Genomic DNA, 14,787 nt, shown 5'->3' on the forward strand with positions numbered 1-14,787 from the left:
CAGTTGACAGTTGACAGTTGACAGTTGACAGTTGACAGTTGACAGTTGACAGTTGACAGTTGACAGTTGACAGTTGTCAAAAGGAAAACGGAAGAGGGAAGATAGTTTGTCCTTCCCCTTCCCCCTCTTAAGAAAGTTAGGATGCGGTTGTTGCTGCTACTTTCTGGGTGTTGCTACCTTGATTTTGCAGTTGAATTAATTCAACTTTATATCCATCTGGGTCTTGTACAAAAGCGATGACAGTTGAACCGTGCTTCATCGGGCCGGGTTCGCGACTAACTTTACCGCCACGAGCTTTAATTTCTTCGCAAGTACCGTAAATGTCGTCAACGCCGATCGCAATATGACCGTAAGCATCTCCCAAATTGTACTCTGTGACGCCCCAGTTGTATGTTAATTCCAAAACTGTAGTGTCTGATTCGTCGCCGTAGCCAACAAAAGCCAGAGTAAATTTACCGTCTGGATAGTCCTTTTTTCGCAGCAATTTCATGCCCAGAACCTCGGTGTAAAATTTGAGGGACTCTTCCAGGTTGCCGACTCGGAGCATCGTGTGTAGTAGTTGCATTTAGCTCACTCCAAATTTTTTAAGCTTCCTCAATTTTAGCGATTTCTTGCTGGAAAAAACCGCGTCGGCAAAGTTTACTTGGTTTTAGCTGGCTTTTTACTGAACAAAAACCACCATAATTCTAAACCAATTAAGGTCAATCCGCCTGCTGTTACGCCTATTTTTAAACTTAACGGCTGTTCGATATGCCGAAATTTAGGGGTTGAATTGGCAGGATGGATTGAGATTTGATTGGCTCGAACTCCCGATGCAATTCCGAGCATAATTCCTAAACTTCCGAGGCTTCCTAAGATTTGGCGTTGGTTCAACATTTTTTAAATTTCTCCTAGTTTATACAAAAGATTTTTGTTGATAAATCGGTGTCTGGTGGGCATTGCTTACCAGGATGTTGGGGAAAAATCCTAATTTATGCACTAGATTTGGCTTGAAAATTCCGCAATCGCAAAGCATTAGTAACTACAGAGACTGAACTGAAAGCCATTGCTGCACCGGCGATAATTGGATTTAGCAGCCAGCCAAAAATGGGGAATAAAATACCAGCCGCGATCGGGATTCCAGCGATGTTGTAAATAAACGCAAAAAACAGATTTTCGCGGATGTTCCGCATGGTGGCGCGGGAAAGTTTAATTGCTGTAACTATCCCTTGCAAATCTCCTGAAATTAAGGTAATGTCGCTGGCTGCGATCGCCACATCTGTGCCGGTGCCGATCGCAATTCCCACGTCTGAAGCGGCCAAAGCCGGTGCGTCGTTAATCCCGTCTCCCACCATCGCGACAATTTTTCCTTCCCCTTGCAGGGCTTGAATTTGAGCTGCTTTTTGGTCGGGTCTAACTTCGGCAAAAACACGAGTAATGCCCACGGATTGGGCGATCGACTCCGCAGTCGCGCGATTATCCCCAGTCAGCATCGCCACCTCCAAACCGAGCTTTTGAAGCGCTTTCACCGCCTGCGCTGACGATGGTTTGAGGGCATCCGCAATGCCCAGAATTGCCTCTATTTTGCCTTCTACAGCCATCCAAACAACCGTTTTGCTCGCAGCTTCCAAAGCTCTGGCGCGCAGTTCCAGATATTCAGTATCGCAACCTAGTTCCTGCATCCACCTCAGCGTTCCCAGGGCGATCGACTTTCCGCCTACAACCCCGCGCACGCCACTTCCCGCGATCGCCTCAAAATCCTTAACATCCGTCAAATTAACCTCTTGAGATTGAGCGTACCTAACAACAGCTTCCCCCAAAGGATGCTCCGAATTTCGCTCTACAGACGCAGCCAATTGCAGCAACTTTAACTCATTGCTGTTCGCCGTTCCTTTAATTGTCACAAAATCAGTTACAGTGGGCTTGCCTTCTGTGAGAGTTCCAGTTTTATCTAACACGATGATTTGGATTTTGTGAGCCAATTCTAAACTCTCGGCTCCTTTAATTAAAATCCCGTTTTCTGCACCTTTACCCGTGCCAACCATCACAGCAGTCGGAGTCGCCAAACCCAAAGCACAGGGACAGGCAATAATCAGCACTTCCACCATTGTTACCGTGGCGAGAGTGATGTTTCCCGTCGCGTTAAACCAGATAATAAAAGTAGCTAAAGCGACGGCAATTACTGCGGGAACAAACCAACCAGTCACTTGGTCTGCTAACTTTTGAATCGGTGCTTTTGACCCCTGTGCGTCCTGCACCATCTTGACAATTTGAGCTAAAAATGTATCTTTGCCAACTCTTGTCGCCCGAAACTTGAAACTGCCAGTTTTATTAATTGTGGCTCCGATAACTTCGTCGCCAAGCTGCTTTTTGACAGCCAAACTTTCTCCCGTAACCATTGCTTCGTCTACGGTCGAAGCACCCTCAATTACCTCTCCATCTACGGGGATTTGCTCTCCCGGCCGCACCTGCACGATGTCGCCAATTTCCACTTGGGCGATCGGCACTTCCAACTCTTCCCCGTTGCGAACTATCCGAGCCGTTTTTGCTTGCAAACCCATGAGCTTGCGAATGGCCTCCGAAGTCTCTCCCTTCGCCCGATTTTCTAGGGTTTTCCCCAACAAAATTAAGGCGATAACGCTGGCGGCTACTTCGTAGTAAACGCTAGGAGTCAAACCGAGGGCAGTGAAGAAACCGGGAAAAAATGTCACAAATACAGAATAAAAGTAAGCAGCACTCGTTCCCAATGCAATCAGGGTATCCATTGTTGCTACACGCCGTTTTAGAGATTTCCAAGCTCCCACATAAAACGATTTGCCGCACCAAAATTGTACGGGTGATGTCAGGACTAATTGCAGCCAAAAATTGTGCAGCCATGCTGGAATAAATGGCAGATGCAAGCCGGTCATCGCTGGAATAGCGCCCACAAATAGCAGGATGCTGATGATACCTGCTGTCCAGAGTTTCCGCTGCAAGGTTTGAGATTCAGATTTGCGATCGGCTTGTTCGGAATCATCCTCTGTCGCCGCCATTTCTTGAAGCGGCAAAGCTTGGTATCCCGCATCATCAACAGCAGATTGAATTGTTTCTAAGTTGGTTTGCTTGGAGTCGTATTGGATGGTTGCTTGTTCCATCCCAAAATTTACGTGACACTCAAGTACGCCGGGAACAGATTGAATTGCTTGTTCGATAGAGGAAGCACAAGAAGCACAACTCATGCCCCGCAGTTTAAGTGTGAGATTGTCCATAGATGCCCTCCTAACTTATAAAGTTACCTTCTGTCTTCAAATGACCTCGCCTAAAAACGGATAACGTGCGACGTACTCCTGTCGTGGAGAATCAAAAATTTTAGACTCTTGTTAAATCTCCCAGATTCAAAGCTGCAAGTAAATCTAAAATCTAAAATCTAAAATCTAAAATTGACTTGTTGGATAGCCCGCCGATGCGATCGCTTTCCTAACTTCACTTTCTGACTTAGCGGTTTGAATCGTGACCAATTTTGTCTTGATATCCGCCTCAACCGTCGAGGCTGAGTCAATGGCTTGGACTGCTTTTGTGATTGTAGTCGCACAAGCAGAACAAGCCATCTTAGGCACTTTTAGCTGTAATGTCATAATTTGAACCTCAGCAGAAACTACTCTGCTCAATCAATGAATTAACTTTATTGTAAAGTCTCCAGTCCACAGGAGAGTCAAGGGGAATTGCAAAATAAATCAGGAATGATGAAAAAACTGGTTTGACACGCTACCCCTAGGGGTAAGGCGCGCACTGTGCACCCTACATAATTAGGTTGTGAGTTGTGTAAATCTTAACTTTGAGTGCGATCGACGGCAGAGCAATAATTCTTTACAAGTTCGCAGCAAAAATTTCATCCTAATTTCATTTATATGTGGAAAGCTGAAGATAAATGGCAGTTTTAAGGATATAAGCTCTATGAAACCACTTTCATTGAAAACAGGCTTTGCAGCGCTGATGTTGACCGCCACAGCCGCTTTAACCAGCGGAGTGCTTGCAGCTTGTTCAAATGCCCCTTCCAGTGAAACTCCCGCCCCAAATGTTACGGCTGCAACCGAAGCAAACAACAAGCAAAACGTGGCACAAGGCGGTGGCATGGGTGGCATGGAGCATCATGGCATGAATCACGATATGTCAATGGATTTAGGCCCGGCTGATGCCGACTACGATTTGCGATTTATTGATGGCATGACAGTACACCATCAAGGTGCTGTAAAAATGGCTCAAGATGTGCTTAAACAATCCAAACGCCCGGAAATGAAAAAACTTGCCACTGATATAATTGCTGCTCAAAACCGCGAAATCAATCAAATGAAAGAGTGGCGAAAAACTTGGTATCCCAAAGCCAGCAGTACCCCGATGGCTTATCAGGCTCCTATGGGTCGTATGATGGCCATGACTCCCGAACAAATGCACCACATGATGATGAGCATGGATTTAGGGGCGGCTGACGACCAATTTGACTTGCGATTTATCAATGCGATGATTCCTCACCACGAAGGAGCTTTAGTGATGGCCCAAGATGCTTTGAAGAAGTCAAAACGCCCGGAAATGAAGAAATTGTCTCAAGAAATTCTGACTTCGCAAAAGCAAGAAATTGAGCAAATGAAGCAGTGGCGGCAAGCTTGGTACAAAAAGTAATTTAGCTCACCTCAACAAAACGTGACCCAAATCCAAAAAATGAGTGACATTAATCACAGTAGCTCAATAGTTAAGAACATACTTGGTTCACAAAAGCAAGAAACTGAGCAAATGAAAAAGTGGCGACCACCTTGGTAGACCAAGTAATGTAGCTCGACTGTGGCTGTCAGCATTTGTCTGACTCCACCTCAGTTTCCTGAGAGTACCTACACAGACTGTAGATAATTGAGCCGCCCTACCTCTAAAGTAGTAGCAAGTTACGTAATAATACTGTAGACAATTGCTCAGCCATACCTCTAAAGTAGTAGATAGGTCAGCAAAAAGCTATATAGATAGAGAGGGTAGTTTATGATATTGAATAGCTTGGAATTAAACACCACTTATAAATCCAATGCAGCCGTAGATGAGCTAGTGAGCGCATTGACCAACGAAATTGCAGCGCCAGCAGAGATAAAAAAATCGGCAAAAAATCTACAGCCAAATCGCTTGTCATTAGGCGAAACTTATCTTCGTATTTTAGAAGCTGGTGGGCATCTGGGCTGCTGATGCGAAATTTCATCCTAATTTCATTTGACCGTGAAATACTAGGTTGAGTAGAGCATTTCTAGCTCTTGGTCATTGCTTAGCAGTCGCTTCTTGGAAAATGCTAACAAGTAACTTTACTTAATGGGTATCACTTACTTACCTTGGCAAAATACCAACTGCTAAACCTGTGGCACTCAACCTGATTTCAAGGACATTGCCAACGATGATATTCCACAAATATGCTCAATATCCGGCAATTATTAGCAGCTTTTCGGGAAGTTTGTTCAGCCTAATTTTGCTAAGTTCTCCTGCCGCTGTTTTTGCCCACGCTGGCCACGGAGATGAATTTCACCAAAGCGGCGAAACAACTCAAACTCCTGCTGCTATTTCTGTCGATGCCGAAACCGCAAAACGATTAGGTATTAAAGTCTCCCCTGCCGCCCGCCAGCGACTAGATATCGGCATCAAAACCACAGGACAAATTGAAACTTTACCCAACGAAAAAGTTGAAGTTACGGCTCCTGTTGCTGGCAAAGTAGTAGAGTTGCTGGTTGAGCCTGGGGACAAAGTATCAAAAGGTCAACCGGTGGCGGTTTTATCGAGTTCAGAATTAGGACAATTGCGGGTTGAATCTCTCTCGAAACGTGCCGAAGCTGAGGCAGATTTGCAGCAAGCGGAAGGCGATCTCAAATTAGCACGAGAAAATTACGATCGCCAAAGTCAAATATCCGCAGCAGAAATCGCCCAAGCCCAAACCCAATTGGCAGCGGTAACTAAGCAGTACCAGCAAGAACAAGAATTAGTAAACAAGCGTTCAGTTGTGCAAGCCGCTAAAGAAAACTATCAGCGTCAAGTTGAAATAGCGCAAGCCGAAATAGCACGGGCAGAAACAGAATTAACTGTTGCCAAAGAACAGTTCGATCGCGACAAAGAATTAGTGGCATCTGGGGCGATCGCGCGGCGCACAATGCTGGAATCGCAAGCCCACTTCGCCGAAGCACAAGCCGCTGTTGCTAAGGCAAAAAGCCGTCCAGAAGTTATCAAAGCCCAAACCGAAATTAAACAAGCCGAAGTAGACCTCCCGATGCGGGAATTGCGGGAATCTCAAGGCAGAGTAGCAGAAGCAAAAGCTCAACTTACCAGAGCTCAGAGCCGCCGGGAAGTCCTAGAAGCCGAGAACCAAGTCAAACGCGGCAAAACTGCCGTCGAAGTCGCTCAATCGCGCATTCGCTTGGCTGACGCAGCCTATCAAGCGCGACTGCAACAATTAGGAACTGCTGCCAACGATCGAGGACTCGTTACCGTAGTTGCTCCGATTTCGGGGACGGTAGCCGATCGCTTCATCACCCCAGGAGAGTCAGTAAACGCTGAAAAACCGTTGATGAGTCTGTTAAATGACAGCCGCGTTTTTGCCACAGCCAACATTTACGAAAAAGACCTGAATAAAGTAAAACAGGGCCAGGAAGTCAGGGTAAAAGTCGCTAATTTACCCGATCGCACTTTCAATGGAAAAATCGCCTTAATTGGGTCATCCGTGTCAGGAGAAACGCGGGTTGTGCCGGTGAAAGCAGAACTAGATAATATTAACGGCGAATTAAAGCCAGGACTGTTTGCGGAGTTGGAGATTTTAACAGACAAAACTGCCACAAATATTTTAGCAATTCCGAGTGCGGCGGTAGTGGATGTTAGCGGGAAAAAAACCGTTTACGTCCAAAATGGCAATGCTTATCAAGCTGTTGAAATTGAACAAGGTCAAACAGCCGGAGATTTAGTTGAAGTGAAGAGGGGTTTATTCGAGGGAGATTTGATAGTAACGCAGCGAGCACCTCAACTTTACGCACAATCTTTGCGGGGCGGCAGCAAGCCCTCAAAACACGAGGCAAAGAAAGACGCAACTCCAAAGGCAGCAGAGGTTAATTTTAATAATTTACCCGTGTCTTTATGGTGGGCGGGAATAGGGGGAGGAGTTGCGATCGCATCCCTGACTTTCACAGCCGGCGTGTTGTGGGGAAATCGGCGCCAATTGCCAGCAATAGCAGCGGATTCTGGAAACAATACTGCAAATAATGGTTTTTCCGCCTCTGCATCGGCGTTGGACAATGAACTCCTGTTACACAATGACAACCATCACGTTAAAACTCAAGAGGCAGAAGTCAATCGATTTTAGATTTTAGATTTTAGATTAAAGAATTGAAGCATTGACTTGCGCGAGATAAATACGTTCGGCAAGTTTCTCGGATACAGGTTTTTTATTTCTGGACGGATGAATCACGTGGCGGGTATCCTGGAGGCTTTCGGTCAAGAGTTTGAAGTAACAGCATGACACGGAAGTCACGGATAGACGGATAGCTGTTTTTATCAATGCCCAATTCCCAATTCCCAATTCCCAATTCCCAAATTATTAAATGTTCAGCACAATTCTTAGATGGGTAATTAACCGCCGCTGGCTAGTCGTTATCGCCACCATTATTGTTAGTCTGTGGACATTGTATATCATCCCCCAAATGTCGCTTGATGTCTTCCCTCCTTTTGCACCCCCGCAGGTGGAAATTCAGACGGAAGCACCGGGTCTCGCGCCGGAAGAAATTGAGTCTTTGGTAACACTACCGATCGAAAGTGCAATTAATGGGACTCCTGGGGTAACAGCAGTGCGATCGTCTTCTGCTGTGGGCCTTTCTTCGGTTAAGGTAATCTTTGATTGGGGAACTGAAATTTATCAAGCGCGCCAGTTGATAACAGAACGGTTGCAGCAAGCTGAAAGCAAACTCCCGGCTGGGGTAGAAACACCACAAATTTCTCCCACAACTTCTCCTGTGGGCACTGTTATTACCTATGCTTTTACCTCGGAAACTACTCCTTTGATGGAAGTGCGCCGTCTGGTTGATTGGCAAGTCACAAATCGCCTTTTGGCAGTGACTGGCGTTGCTCAAGTGGTGGCTTACGGGGGCGAAGAAAGGCAGTATCAAGTATTAGTAGAACCTGCCAAGTTGAAAGCTTTTAATGTGTCGCTGCAGCAAGTAGCTGAAGCGGCGGCGGCTGCGAATGTTAACGCGCCGGGGGGGTATTTAATTACGCCGGATCGAGAAACTTTAATCCGGGGGGTGGGGCGGATTGAGTCTGTGGAAGATTTGCAGCAATCGGCGATCGACTCTCGCCACGGCACACCCGTCAGAATTAGTGATGTGGCTGAGGTCAAGATTGGTGCTGCAATCAAGCGGGGCGATGGCAGTTTTAACGGCAAAAAAGCTGTGATTGTGATGGTAAACAGACAGCCAGTTGCTGATACTCCGACGGTAACGAAAGCCGTTGAGGCAGCAATGGCCCAGGTGCAGGAAGCTCTGCCAAAAGATATTAAAGTTACTGTGACTTTTCGACAGGAAGAATATATTAATTCTTCGGTGGAGAATGTGCGATCGGCTTTAATTGAAGGCAGTATTATCGTCACCCTTATTCTCATCCCGTTTTTGATGAATTGGCGCACTCTCGCGGTTGTTTTGCTGGATTTCTTTCTGACTTGGCTGTTGGCGCTGCTGGCGATGTATTGGCTGGGGCTGGGGCTGAATACGATGACTTTGGGGGGTTTGTCGGTGGCGATCGGCACTGCGATCGACGATGCGATCGTCTATGCCGAAAATACCTACCGCAATTTGAGAGAAAATAAGGCTTCTCTTCATCCGCGCCCGGTGATGGATGTGATTTTTGATGGCAGTGAGGAGGTGCGCGATTCGTTAATTGGAGCGACTGTTATTGGGATTGTTGTGTTTTCTCCTATTTTTACTTTGCCCGGTGTAGAAGGTCGAATTTTTACGCCGATGGGGATTACTTATTTGGTAGTTGTTGTGATTTCTAGTCTAGAATCGCTGTTAATATCTCCGGCCCTTTGCGCTATCTTGTTGCCTACCAAACGCATGAGTTCACGAGAACCTTGGCTGCCGAGATTGTGCAAGCGCATATATCATTTTACGATAAATTTGTCAATGCGCTATTCGGGGATTATTTTAGCTTTAGCTGCTGCTAGCATGGTGGCTGCATTAATTATTTTGCCATCTTTTGGGCGGGTGTTTTTGCCGGAGTTTCAGGAGCAAACTTTGGTGAATACTATTATGCTTTATCCGGGGGTGTCTTTGGAGACAACAGATAGCGCAGCTTTTGCTATTGAAGATGCTCTTAAGGATGATAGCAGGTTTCAATACGTGCAAGTGCGATCGGGCAGAGCTCCGGGTGATGCTGATGCTGCGGGAGTTAATTTAGCTCACATTGATATTGGTTTAAGCGAGGAGGGCATGAAAAACAGGCCGCAAACTTTGGAGTCGTTGCGGCAGGAGTTTGGTAAATTGCCGGGAGTTGCACCAAATATCGGCGGTTTTATTTCTCACCGGATGGATGAGGTTTTATCTGGTGTCAGAAGTCAGATTGCTGTCAAAATCTTTGGCCCGGATTTGGATCAACTTCGCAGCATCGGTGCCCAAGTTGAAGAGCAAATGAAAACTGTTGAAGGGATTGTAGACTTGCAACTCGAACCGCAGGTGCCAGTGCCACAAATTCAAATTAAGTTTAACCGTCAAGCTGCGGGTAGATACGGTTTGAAAATCGGAGAGCTTTCTGAAATAATTGAGACAGCTTTAAACGGCAAAGTTGTTTCTCAAGTTTTGGAAGTGCAGCAAACTTTTGATTTAGTTGTTTGGTTGCAGCCTGAAGCCCGAAATAACTTAGAAACTATTCAAAATTTGTTGGTAGATACTCCAAGCGGCAACAAGATTCCCCTCGCCCAAGTTGCGACTGTTAAATACGGTACGGGGCCAAATACGATTAACCGCGAGAATGTTTCTCGCTTGATTGTAGCAGCGGCTAATGCTAAAAATAGGGATTTGCGATCGGTTGTGAATGAAATTCAAGCTAAAGTCAAACGAGAGGTAGAGTTGCCTTTTGGCTATTTTATCCAGTACGGCGGTCAATTTGAAGCCGAACAAAGAGCGTCGCAAAATATTATGATATTTAGTGCGATCGCCTTTTTGGTAATTACAGTATTGATGTACTTGTCAGTCAAGTCAATTCCTTCAACTGCTATGATTATGATTAATTTGCCGATCGGATTAGTAGGAGGAGTAATTGCGGTAGCTTTGACTGGCAGCATCATCTCTGTAGCTTCCCTGGTTGGCTTTGTCACATTATTCGGCGTTGCTACCCGTAACGGCTTGCTTTTAGTAGACAACTACAACACTAAATTTGCCGAGGGAATGCCTTTTAAGGAAGCAATTATTAAAGGCTCGATGGAACGGCTGAACGCCATCCTGATGACCGCTTTAACTTCTGCTTTGGGTTTAGCACCTTTAGTCTTTGAAGGTGGGGCGGGCAAGGAAATTTTGCAACCGCTGTCCGTCGTAGTTTTAGGAGGGTTATTTACTTCTACAGCCTTAACTCTGTTAGTTTTGCCAGCTTTGTATGCTCAATTTGGGCATTTTTTACGACCTCAACAACCTCAGCCAGTTATTGAAGACGGAAAGGTAGTTAATGTGTGATATTTTCCAATTATTGTCAGTCAGCAAGGAGTCAAACCAATGAAATCGCTTAAGTCAAATTTAATTGTTCTAGGTAGTGTTGGATTGCTGTTTTTGGGAGCTTGCAGTCAAGGCGACCAAGCAAGCGATACAAATAGTAGTCCACCATCCCCTCCTGTCGCCTCTCAACCTGCGTCTTCTACTCCCGCCGCTGCTCCTGCAACACCAACTAAAGGGGGGCAAGTTGTGGAGTCTGGAGCTTACCATTTAGAGTTTGTACCGGAAAAAGAAGCTACCGGAACTCATTTAGATTTATTTTTGCTAAAAGGGGATAAAAAGGAACCAGTTCCTAACGCGAAAGTGACGGCTCAAGTGCAGTTGCCGAGTGGAAAGCAGCAAACCCTAGCTCTCAAGTATGATGCTGAGGGCAAACATTACGCTGTGTTGTTTCCCGGCAATGAACCCGGTCAGTATCCAGTGAAAGTGACTGCGGATATTAACGGAGAAAAAGTTGACGGTCGTTTTACCTTCAATCAATAAATAGCTGATTTCCTAATGCGCTCTAACTTATGGGCGCATTAGTGATGAGCAACAAACAACTGCCTCTTGCATTTCCCCTCTTACTGAACTTCCTCATGCAAATATACTTACACAAGCTCAAAAGCCTCTCATCACAAAGGTTTCAATTGTTGAGTAAAAAATTGTGTACTCCTGTAGATGATTGATATCTGTTTGCGATCGGCAATTATATTAAATCTACAACAATTGAGCGCGATCGCCTGCGTCAGCTATTGCTTATAAATGGGGCCAAATTTTCAGCTCAACAGTTGCATCCTTTGTTGAGTAATAGTTTTAGGACTGTTAGTACATTTGTATCGGGGAAGTCCAGGTTAAAACTCCGCTGACAATTGCCCGTCAGGAACCATCGCGGACTGGGCTGGAGTTCGATCGCACCTTGACAGGACTAGGCAGCGATCGTTTATGATGGGGCTCACGGGGATCGCATCCATCGCTAAGCTAGCCTTTGGCAAGGGCAAAGCTGACGGACTGGGGTTAAAGCGCGAATTATGAGCAAGACTTAAGTGCCAAATAGTTCGCTAAAAATATCCATAGTTAATCGTTGAGGAGAAGTTTTGTGTTTGCCGTCAAGCGAGCGCTCAAATTGAATAACCGGGAAGCCACCTTGATGGCAAAACACGCAGGATTTCGGCGGGTAGTGTTTAACATGGGGTTGAGCTTGCGGACTCAAATGTATGGCGAGGGACAATTCACAGACTCAAAGGTACTTAACGAATTCAAAAAAGTTCTCACCAACTACGTCAAGAAACAGCCTGAATTCGCTTGGATGAATCAATTATCTAGTCGCGTTTATCAAAATGCTTTGATTGACTTGAAAGATGCTTTTAGTCGGTATCGCTCTGGAAAGGCAGGTCATCCAAAATTTGCTAGTCGCCGAGACGGTCACTCTTTTACAGTTGATTCGTCTAACGGCAAAGTTTTACTAAATGCTGGCAGCACTATCAAGATTCCTACATTGGGAACTTTTCGACTCTACGAAGCCTTAGAACGCGGTTATGTGTCTCAAACTTTTACGATTTCCAAAGAAGGAAGTCGTTGGTTTGTTTCCTTTTGCATTGATGCCGAACGTTTGCCAGTTCAACAATCTGAAAGCTCTGTAGGAATCGATGTAGGCATTAATTCTTTTGCCACGCTGTCAACTCAGCAGGTCTTTGATGCGCCGAAGCCGTTAAAACAAGCGAAAACCAAGCTTGCCACCTTGCAGCGCCAAGCATCAAAACAGGTAAGAGGCTCCCAAAATCAGCGCAAAACCTACCATAAAATCCGTCGGCTCCATGCACGGATAGCTCGTATTCGCTTAGACTTTCTTCACAAGCTAACAACTCCCACCGCCCAAACTTTTAAGCTAATTAAGATTGAAAACTTGAACATTCAAGGAATGATGGTGAATCACAAGTTAGCCGGGGCAATATCGGATCTAGGGTTTTACGAATTCAAACGCCAACTCGATATGGCGTGCAAAATGTATGGGGCAAATTTAGTGCTGGTAGACCAATGGTTCCCCAGCACTAAAACTTGCTCGAATTGTGGCACTAAAAAAGATATGCCACTAAGCATTCGGACTTTTGACTGTCCTGCTTGTGGCAGATCTTTAGATCGTGATTTCAACGCCAGCATCAACATTTTAAACTGGGAACCCTCGGCTGGAGGGGGATAGCCTACTTATCTTGGGATTAGCCGTCTACCCAACAGCGTAGGAAGTAAACTCCGAATTGTGTCTAAAGATGGCTTTAGGTAAGTTTAGATGAGTTTTACAAAGCAGTGATGATGTCAACCTAGCTACTTAAAAAAATCTAAAATTAGCTAACAAAGCTTCTAGAGCGTGTGGCGAACTATTTCATTCCTGAAACACAGAATAAGTATTAAGGGAATGAAGTGATTTGCTATGCCGTGGAAAGACTCCGTAGTAAACACTGGTGAATTGAGTGGCTCAAACTATAAGCAATACAACTATGTCTATTCAGAATCCATTTAGTTGCTTTCTTATTGGACAAGGAACTTTACTTGTTCAATGTGCGGAACTTCTTTTAGAGCGGGGTCATCAGATTTTCGGTGTCATCTCCGCTGATACATCGATAAGTAGCTGGGCGAAGGCAAAGGACATACCTCACATCCAACAAACAGAGAATCTCATAGCATTTTTAAGACAACAGCCTTTTGATTACCTATTCAACATTGTAAACAGCTCGCTATTACCCAAAGAAATTTTGGAGTTGCCGCGCCAGTTAGCGATCGACTACCATGACGCCCCACGGCCGAAGTATGCGGGACTCAATGCTACCTCTTGGGCTTTGATGCACCGGGAGAAAACTCATGGGGTGACGTGGTATGTGATGAGCGATTCGGCTGAGGGCGGCGATATCCTGAAGCAGGTTGCTATCGATATTGCTGATGACGATACGGCATTTTCTCTCACTGGGAAATGTCATGAAGCCGCAATTCGTGCGTTTGAAGAGTTAGTGGATGAGATATCAAGTGGTCAAGCGTTAGCTTTGAAGCAAAATCTGGATGAGCGAACCTATTTGGGACACTCAAAAAGACTTTTTGCCGGAGGTGTACTCTCGTTCAATCGTTGTGCCTATGATATTGATGCCGACATTAGGGCATTGGACTTTGGTTCCTACCCCAATCCCCTTGGTGTGGCGAAGTTGGCTATAGGGAACGACTCGATCGTTATCCGCAAACTCGAAGTTAAGGATGACCGGTCTAAGTCGTCTCCAGGAACAATCACGGCGATCGAACCCAGCTTCTTGACGGTTTCTACAGCAAGTTACGAGGTAGCGCTGCGCCAAGTGCTGACCATCGATGGTCAAGCGCTATCGATTCCTGATTTGGTCGAGAGATTTGGACTGCAAGTTGGGTATCAGTTTAAGGACATCGAGCCAGATAGGGCGAGGCGTATTGAGAGGTTTGATGGGTTAATTGCTCAGCACGAAGCTTTCTGGGTAGAGAAGCTGGCGACGTTAGAGCCGATCGCGGTTCCCTATGCCGATCGAACTACCTCGCACTTGAATCAAAAGCAGTACACCAGTGTAAAGATGTCCATACCGGATGAGGTCACAACCTTTCTGGAGGGCCATCCTGCTTGGAATCAGAGTGACTTCCTGTTTGCTGCTTTTGCTACTTATCTAGCCCGTCTTGTAGGAACTGGATGTTTTGATATCGGATATAGAGATGTCGAAGTGCAACGGGAGTTGATAGGACTGGAAGGCTTGTTTGCATCAATTGTTTCTTGTCGCGTAGATATAGACTACGAGCAAAGTTTTGAGGAAGTTTTTAAAGCCTTTGAGGAGCAGGTGGAGTTGACCAAACTTCACAAGACTTATGCGCGTGATGTGGTAGCGAGGTATCCGGCTCTTCGTTCATTGCCCGATCGGAGTCGCGAGCCGATTTTTCCGGTGGTCGTAGAACGGGTAGAAAAACTAGACGAGCACCAAGCTGGGTTTGGGAATGAGTTGACCCTGGTCATTCCATCACCGAAAAACGAGACGGAAGCCCCTGGCTTTTAGACATGGGGAGGAAGTCGGTAGCGGTTTCAACCGCCTTCAAT

Annotated in this window: 11 protein-coding genes; 7 read left to right on the forward strand and 4 right to left on the reverse strand. The window is 45.7% G+C overall.

What is annotated here, in order from left to right; genetic code table 11:
- Positions 1 to 136: 136 nt before the first annotated feature.
- The 4 genes from gloA to QT992_RS31365 form a co-directional block, all read right to left on the reverse strand.
- Positions 137 to 565, reverse strand: coding sequence for a lactoylglutathione lyase (gene gloA / locus QT992_RS31350; protein WP_333313927.1), 429 nt, complete (start codon positions 563 to 565; stop codon positions 137 to 139).
- A 74-nt stretch (positions 566 to 639) separates the two neighbouring features.
- Positions 640 to 876: a hypothetical protein gene (locus tag QT992_RS31355; protein WP_333341476.1), complete on the reverse strand. Its 237-nt coding sequence runs from the start codon at positions 874 to 876 to the stop codon at positions 640 to 642.
- Positions 877 to 971: 95 nt separating this feature from the next.
- The gene (locus QT992_RS31360) at positions 972 to 3,227 is read right to left on the reverse strand and encodes a heavy metal translocating P-type ATPase (protein WP_333341478.1); all 2,256 of its coding nucleotides are present in this window, start codon (positions 3,225 to 3,227) and stop codon (positions 972 to 974) included.
- Between the two features lie 165 nt (positions 3,228 to 3,392).
- A complete protein-coding gene (locus QT992_RS31365) occupies positions 3,393 to 3,593 on the reverse strand; it encodes a heavy-metal-associated domain-containing protein (RefSeq protein ID WP_333313923.1) in 201 nt (66 codons plus the stop codon).
- 319 nt (positions 3,594 to 3,912) lie between these two features.
- Here QT992_RS31365 and QT992_RS31370 point away from each other — a divergent pair, with 319 nt between their 5' ends.
- The 7 genes from QT992_RS31370 to QT992_RS31400 all read left to right on the forward strand — a co-directional run bounded on the left by QT992_RS31370 (position 3,913) and on the right by QT992_RS31400 (position 14,746).
- On the forward strand, positions 3,913 to 4,635 hold the full coding sequence (locus tag QT992_RS31370; protein WP_333313921.1) for a DUF305 domain-containing protein: 723 nt from the start codon (positions 3,913 to 3,915) through the stop codon (positions 4,633 to 4,635).
- Positions 4,636 to 4,983: 348 nt separating this feature from the next.
- Positions 4,984 to 5,181: a hypothetical protein gene (locus tag QT992_RS31375; protein WP_333313919.1), complete on the forward strand. Its 198-nt coding sequence runs from the start codon at positions 4,984 to 4,986 to the stop codon at positions 5,179 to 5,181.
- Between the two features lie 202 nt (positions 5,182 to 5,383).
- Positions 5,384 to 7,327 carry an efflux RND transporter periplasmic adaptor subunit gene (locus tag QT992_RS31380; RefSeq protein WP_333341480.1) on the forward strand — a complete coding sequence of 648 codons (1,944 nt, stop codon included), beginning with the start codon at positions 5,384 to 5,386 and terminating at the stop codon, positions 7,325 to 7,327.
- Positions 7,328 to 7,565: 238 nt separating this feature from the next.
- Positions 7,566 to 10,679: an efflux RND transporter permease subunit gene (locus QT992_RS31385; protein WP_333341482.1), complete on the forward strand. Its 3,114-nt coding sequence runs from the start codon at positions 7,566 to 7,568 to the stop codon at positions 10,677 to 10,679.
- 39 nt (positions 10,680 to 10,718) lie between these two features.
- On the forward strand, positions 10,719 to 11,198 hold the full coding sequence (locus tag QT992_RS31390; protein ID WP_333341484.1) for a hypothetical protein: 480 nt from the start codon (positions 10,719 to 10,721) through the stop codon (positions 11,196 to 11,198).
- Between the two features lie 595 nt (positions 11,199 to 11,793).
- The gene (locus QT992_RS31395; RefSeq protein WP_333341486.1) at positions 11,794 to 12,894 is read left to right on the forward strand and encodes an RNA-guided endonuclease TnpB family protein; all 1,101 of its coding nucleotides are present in this window, start codon (positions 11,794 to 11,796) and stop codon (positions 12,892 to 12,894) included.
- A 295-nt stretch (positions 12,895 to 13,189) separates the two neighbouring features.
- Positions 13,190 to 14,746 (forward strand): formyltransferase family protein, encoded by a 1,557-nt coding sequence (locus QT992_RS31400; protein ID WP_333341487.1) that lies wholly within the window; start codon positions 13,190 to 13,192, stop codon positions 14,744 to 14,746.
- Positions 14,747 to 14,787: the final 41 nt, after the last annotated feature.

Source organism: Microcoleus sp. T3_D1 (genome assembly GCF_036700405.1).
GTDB lineage: Bacteria > Cyanobacteriota > Cyanobacteriia > Cyanobacteriales > Microcoleaceae > Microcoleus.

Coding starts and splice junctions, on each gene's coding strand:
- gloA (WP_333313927.1), bottom strand. CDS start 565: ATGCAACTACTACACACGATGCTCCGAGTCGGCAACCTGGAAGAGTCC.
- QT992_RS31355 (WP_333341476.1), bottom strand. CDS start 876: ATGTTGAACCAACGCCAAATCTTAGGAAGCCTCGGAAGTTTAGGAATT.
- QT992_RS31360 (WP_333341478.1), bottom strand. CDS start 3,227: ATGGACAATCTCACACTTAAACTGCGGGGCATGAGTTGTGCTTCTTGT.
- QT992_RS31365 (WP_333313923.1), bottom strand. CDS start 3,593: ATGACATTACAGCTAAAAGTGCCTAAGATGGCTTGTTCTGCTTGTGCG.
- QT992_RS31370 (WP_333313921.1), top strand. CDS start 3,913: ATGAAACCACTTTCATTGAAAACAGGCTTTGCAGCGCTGATGTTGACC.
- QT992_RS31375 (WP_333313919.1), top strand. CDS start 4,984: ATGATATTGAATAGCTTGGAATTAAACACCACTTATAAATCCAATGCA.
- QT992_RS31380 (WP_333341480.1), top strand. CDS start 5,384: ATGATATTCCACAAATATGCTCAATATCCGGCAATTATTAGCAGCTTT.
- QT992_RS31385 (WP_333341482.1), top strand. CDS start 7,566: ATGTTCAGCACAATTCTTAGATGGGTAATTAACCGCCGCTGGCTAGTC.
- QT992_RS31390 (WP_333341484.1), top strand. CDS start 10,719: ATGAAATCGCTTAAGTCAAATTTAATTGTTCTAGGTAGTGTTGGATTG.
- QT992_RS31400 (WP_333341487.1), top strand. CDS start 13,190: ATGTCTATTCAGAATCCATTTAGTTGCTTTCTTATTGGACAAGGAACT.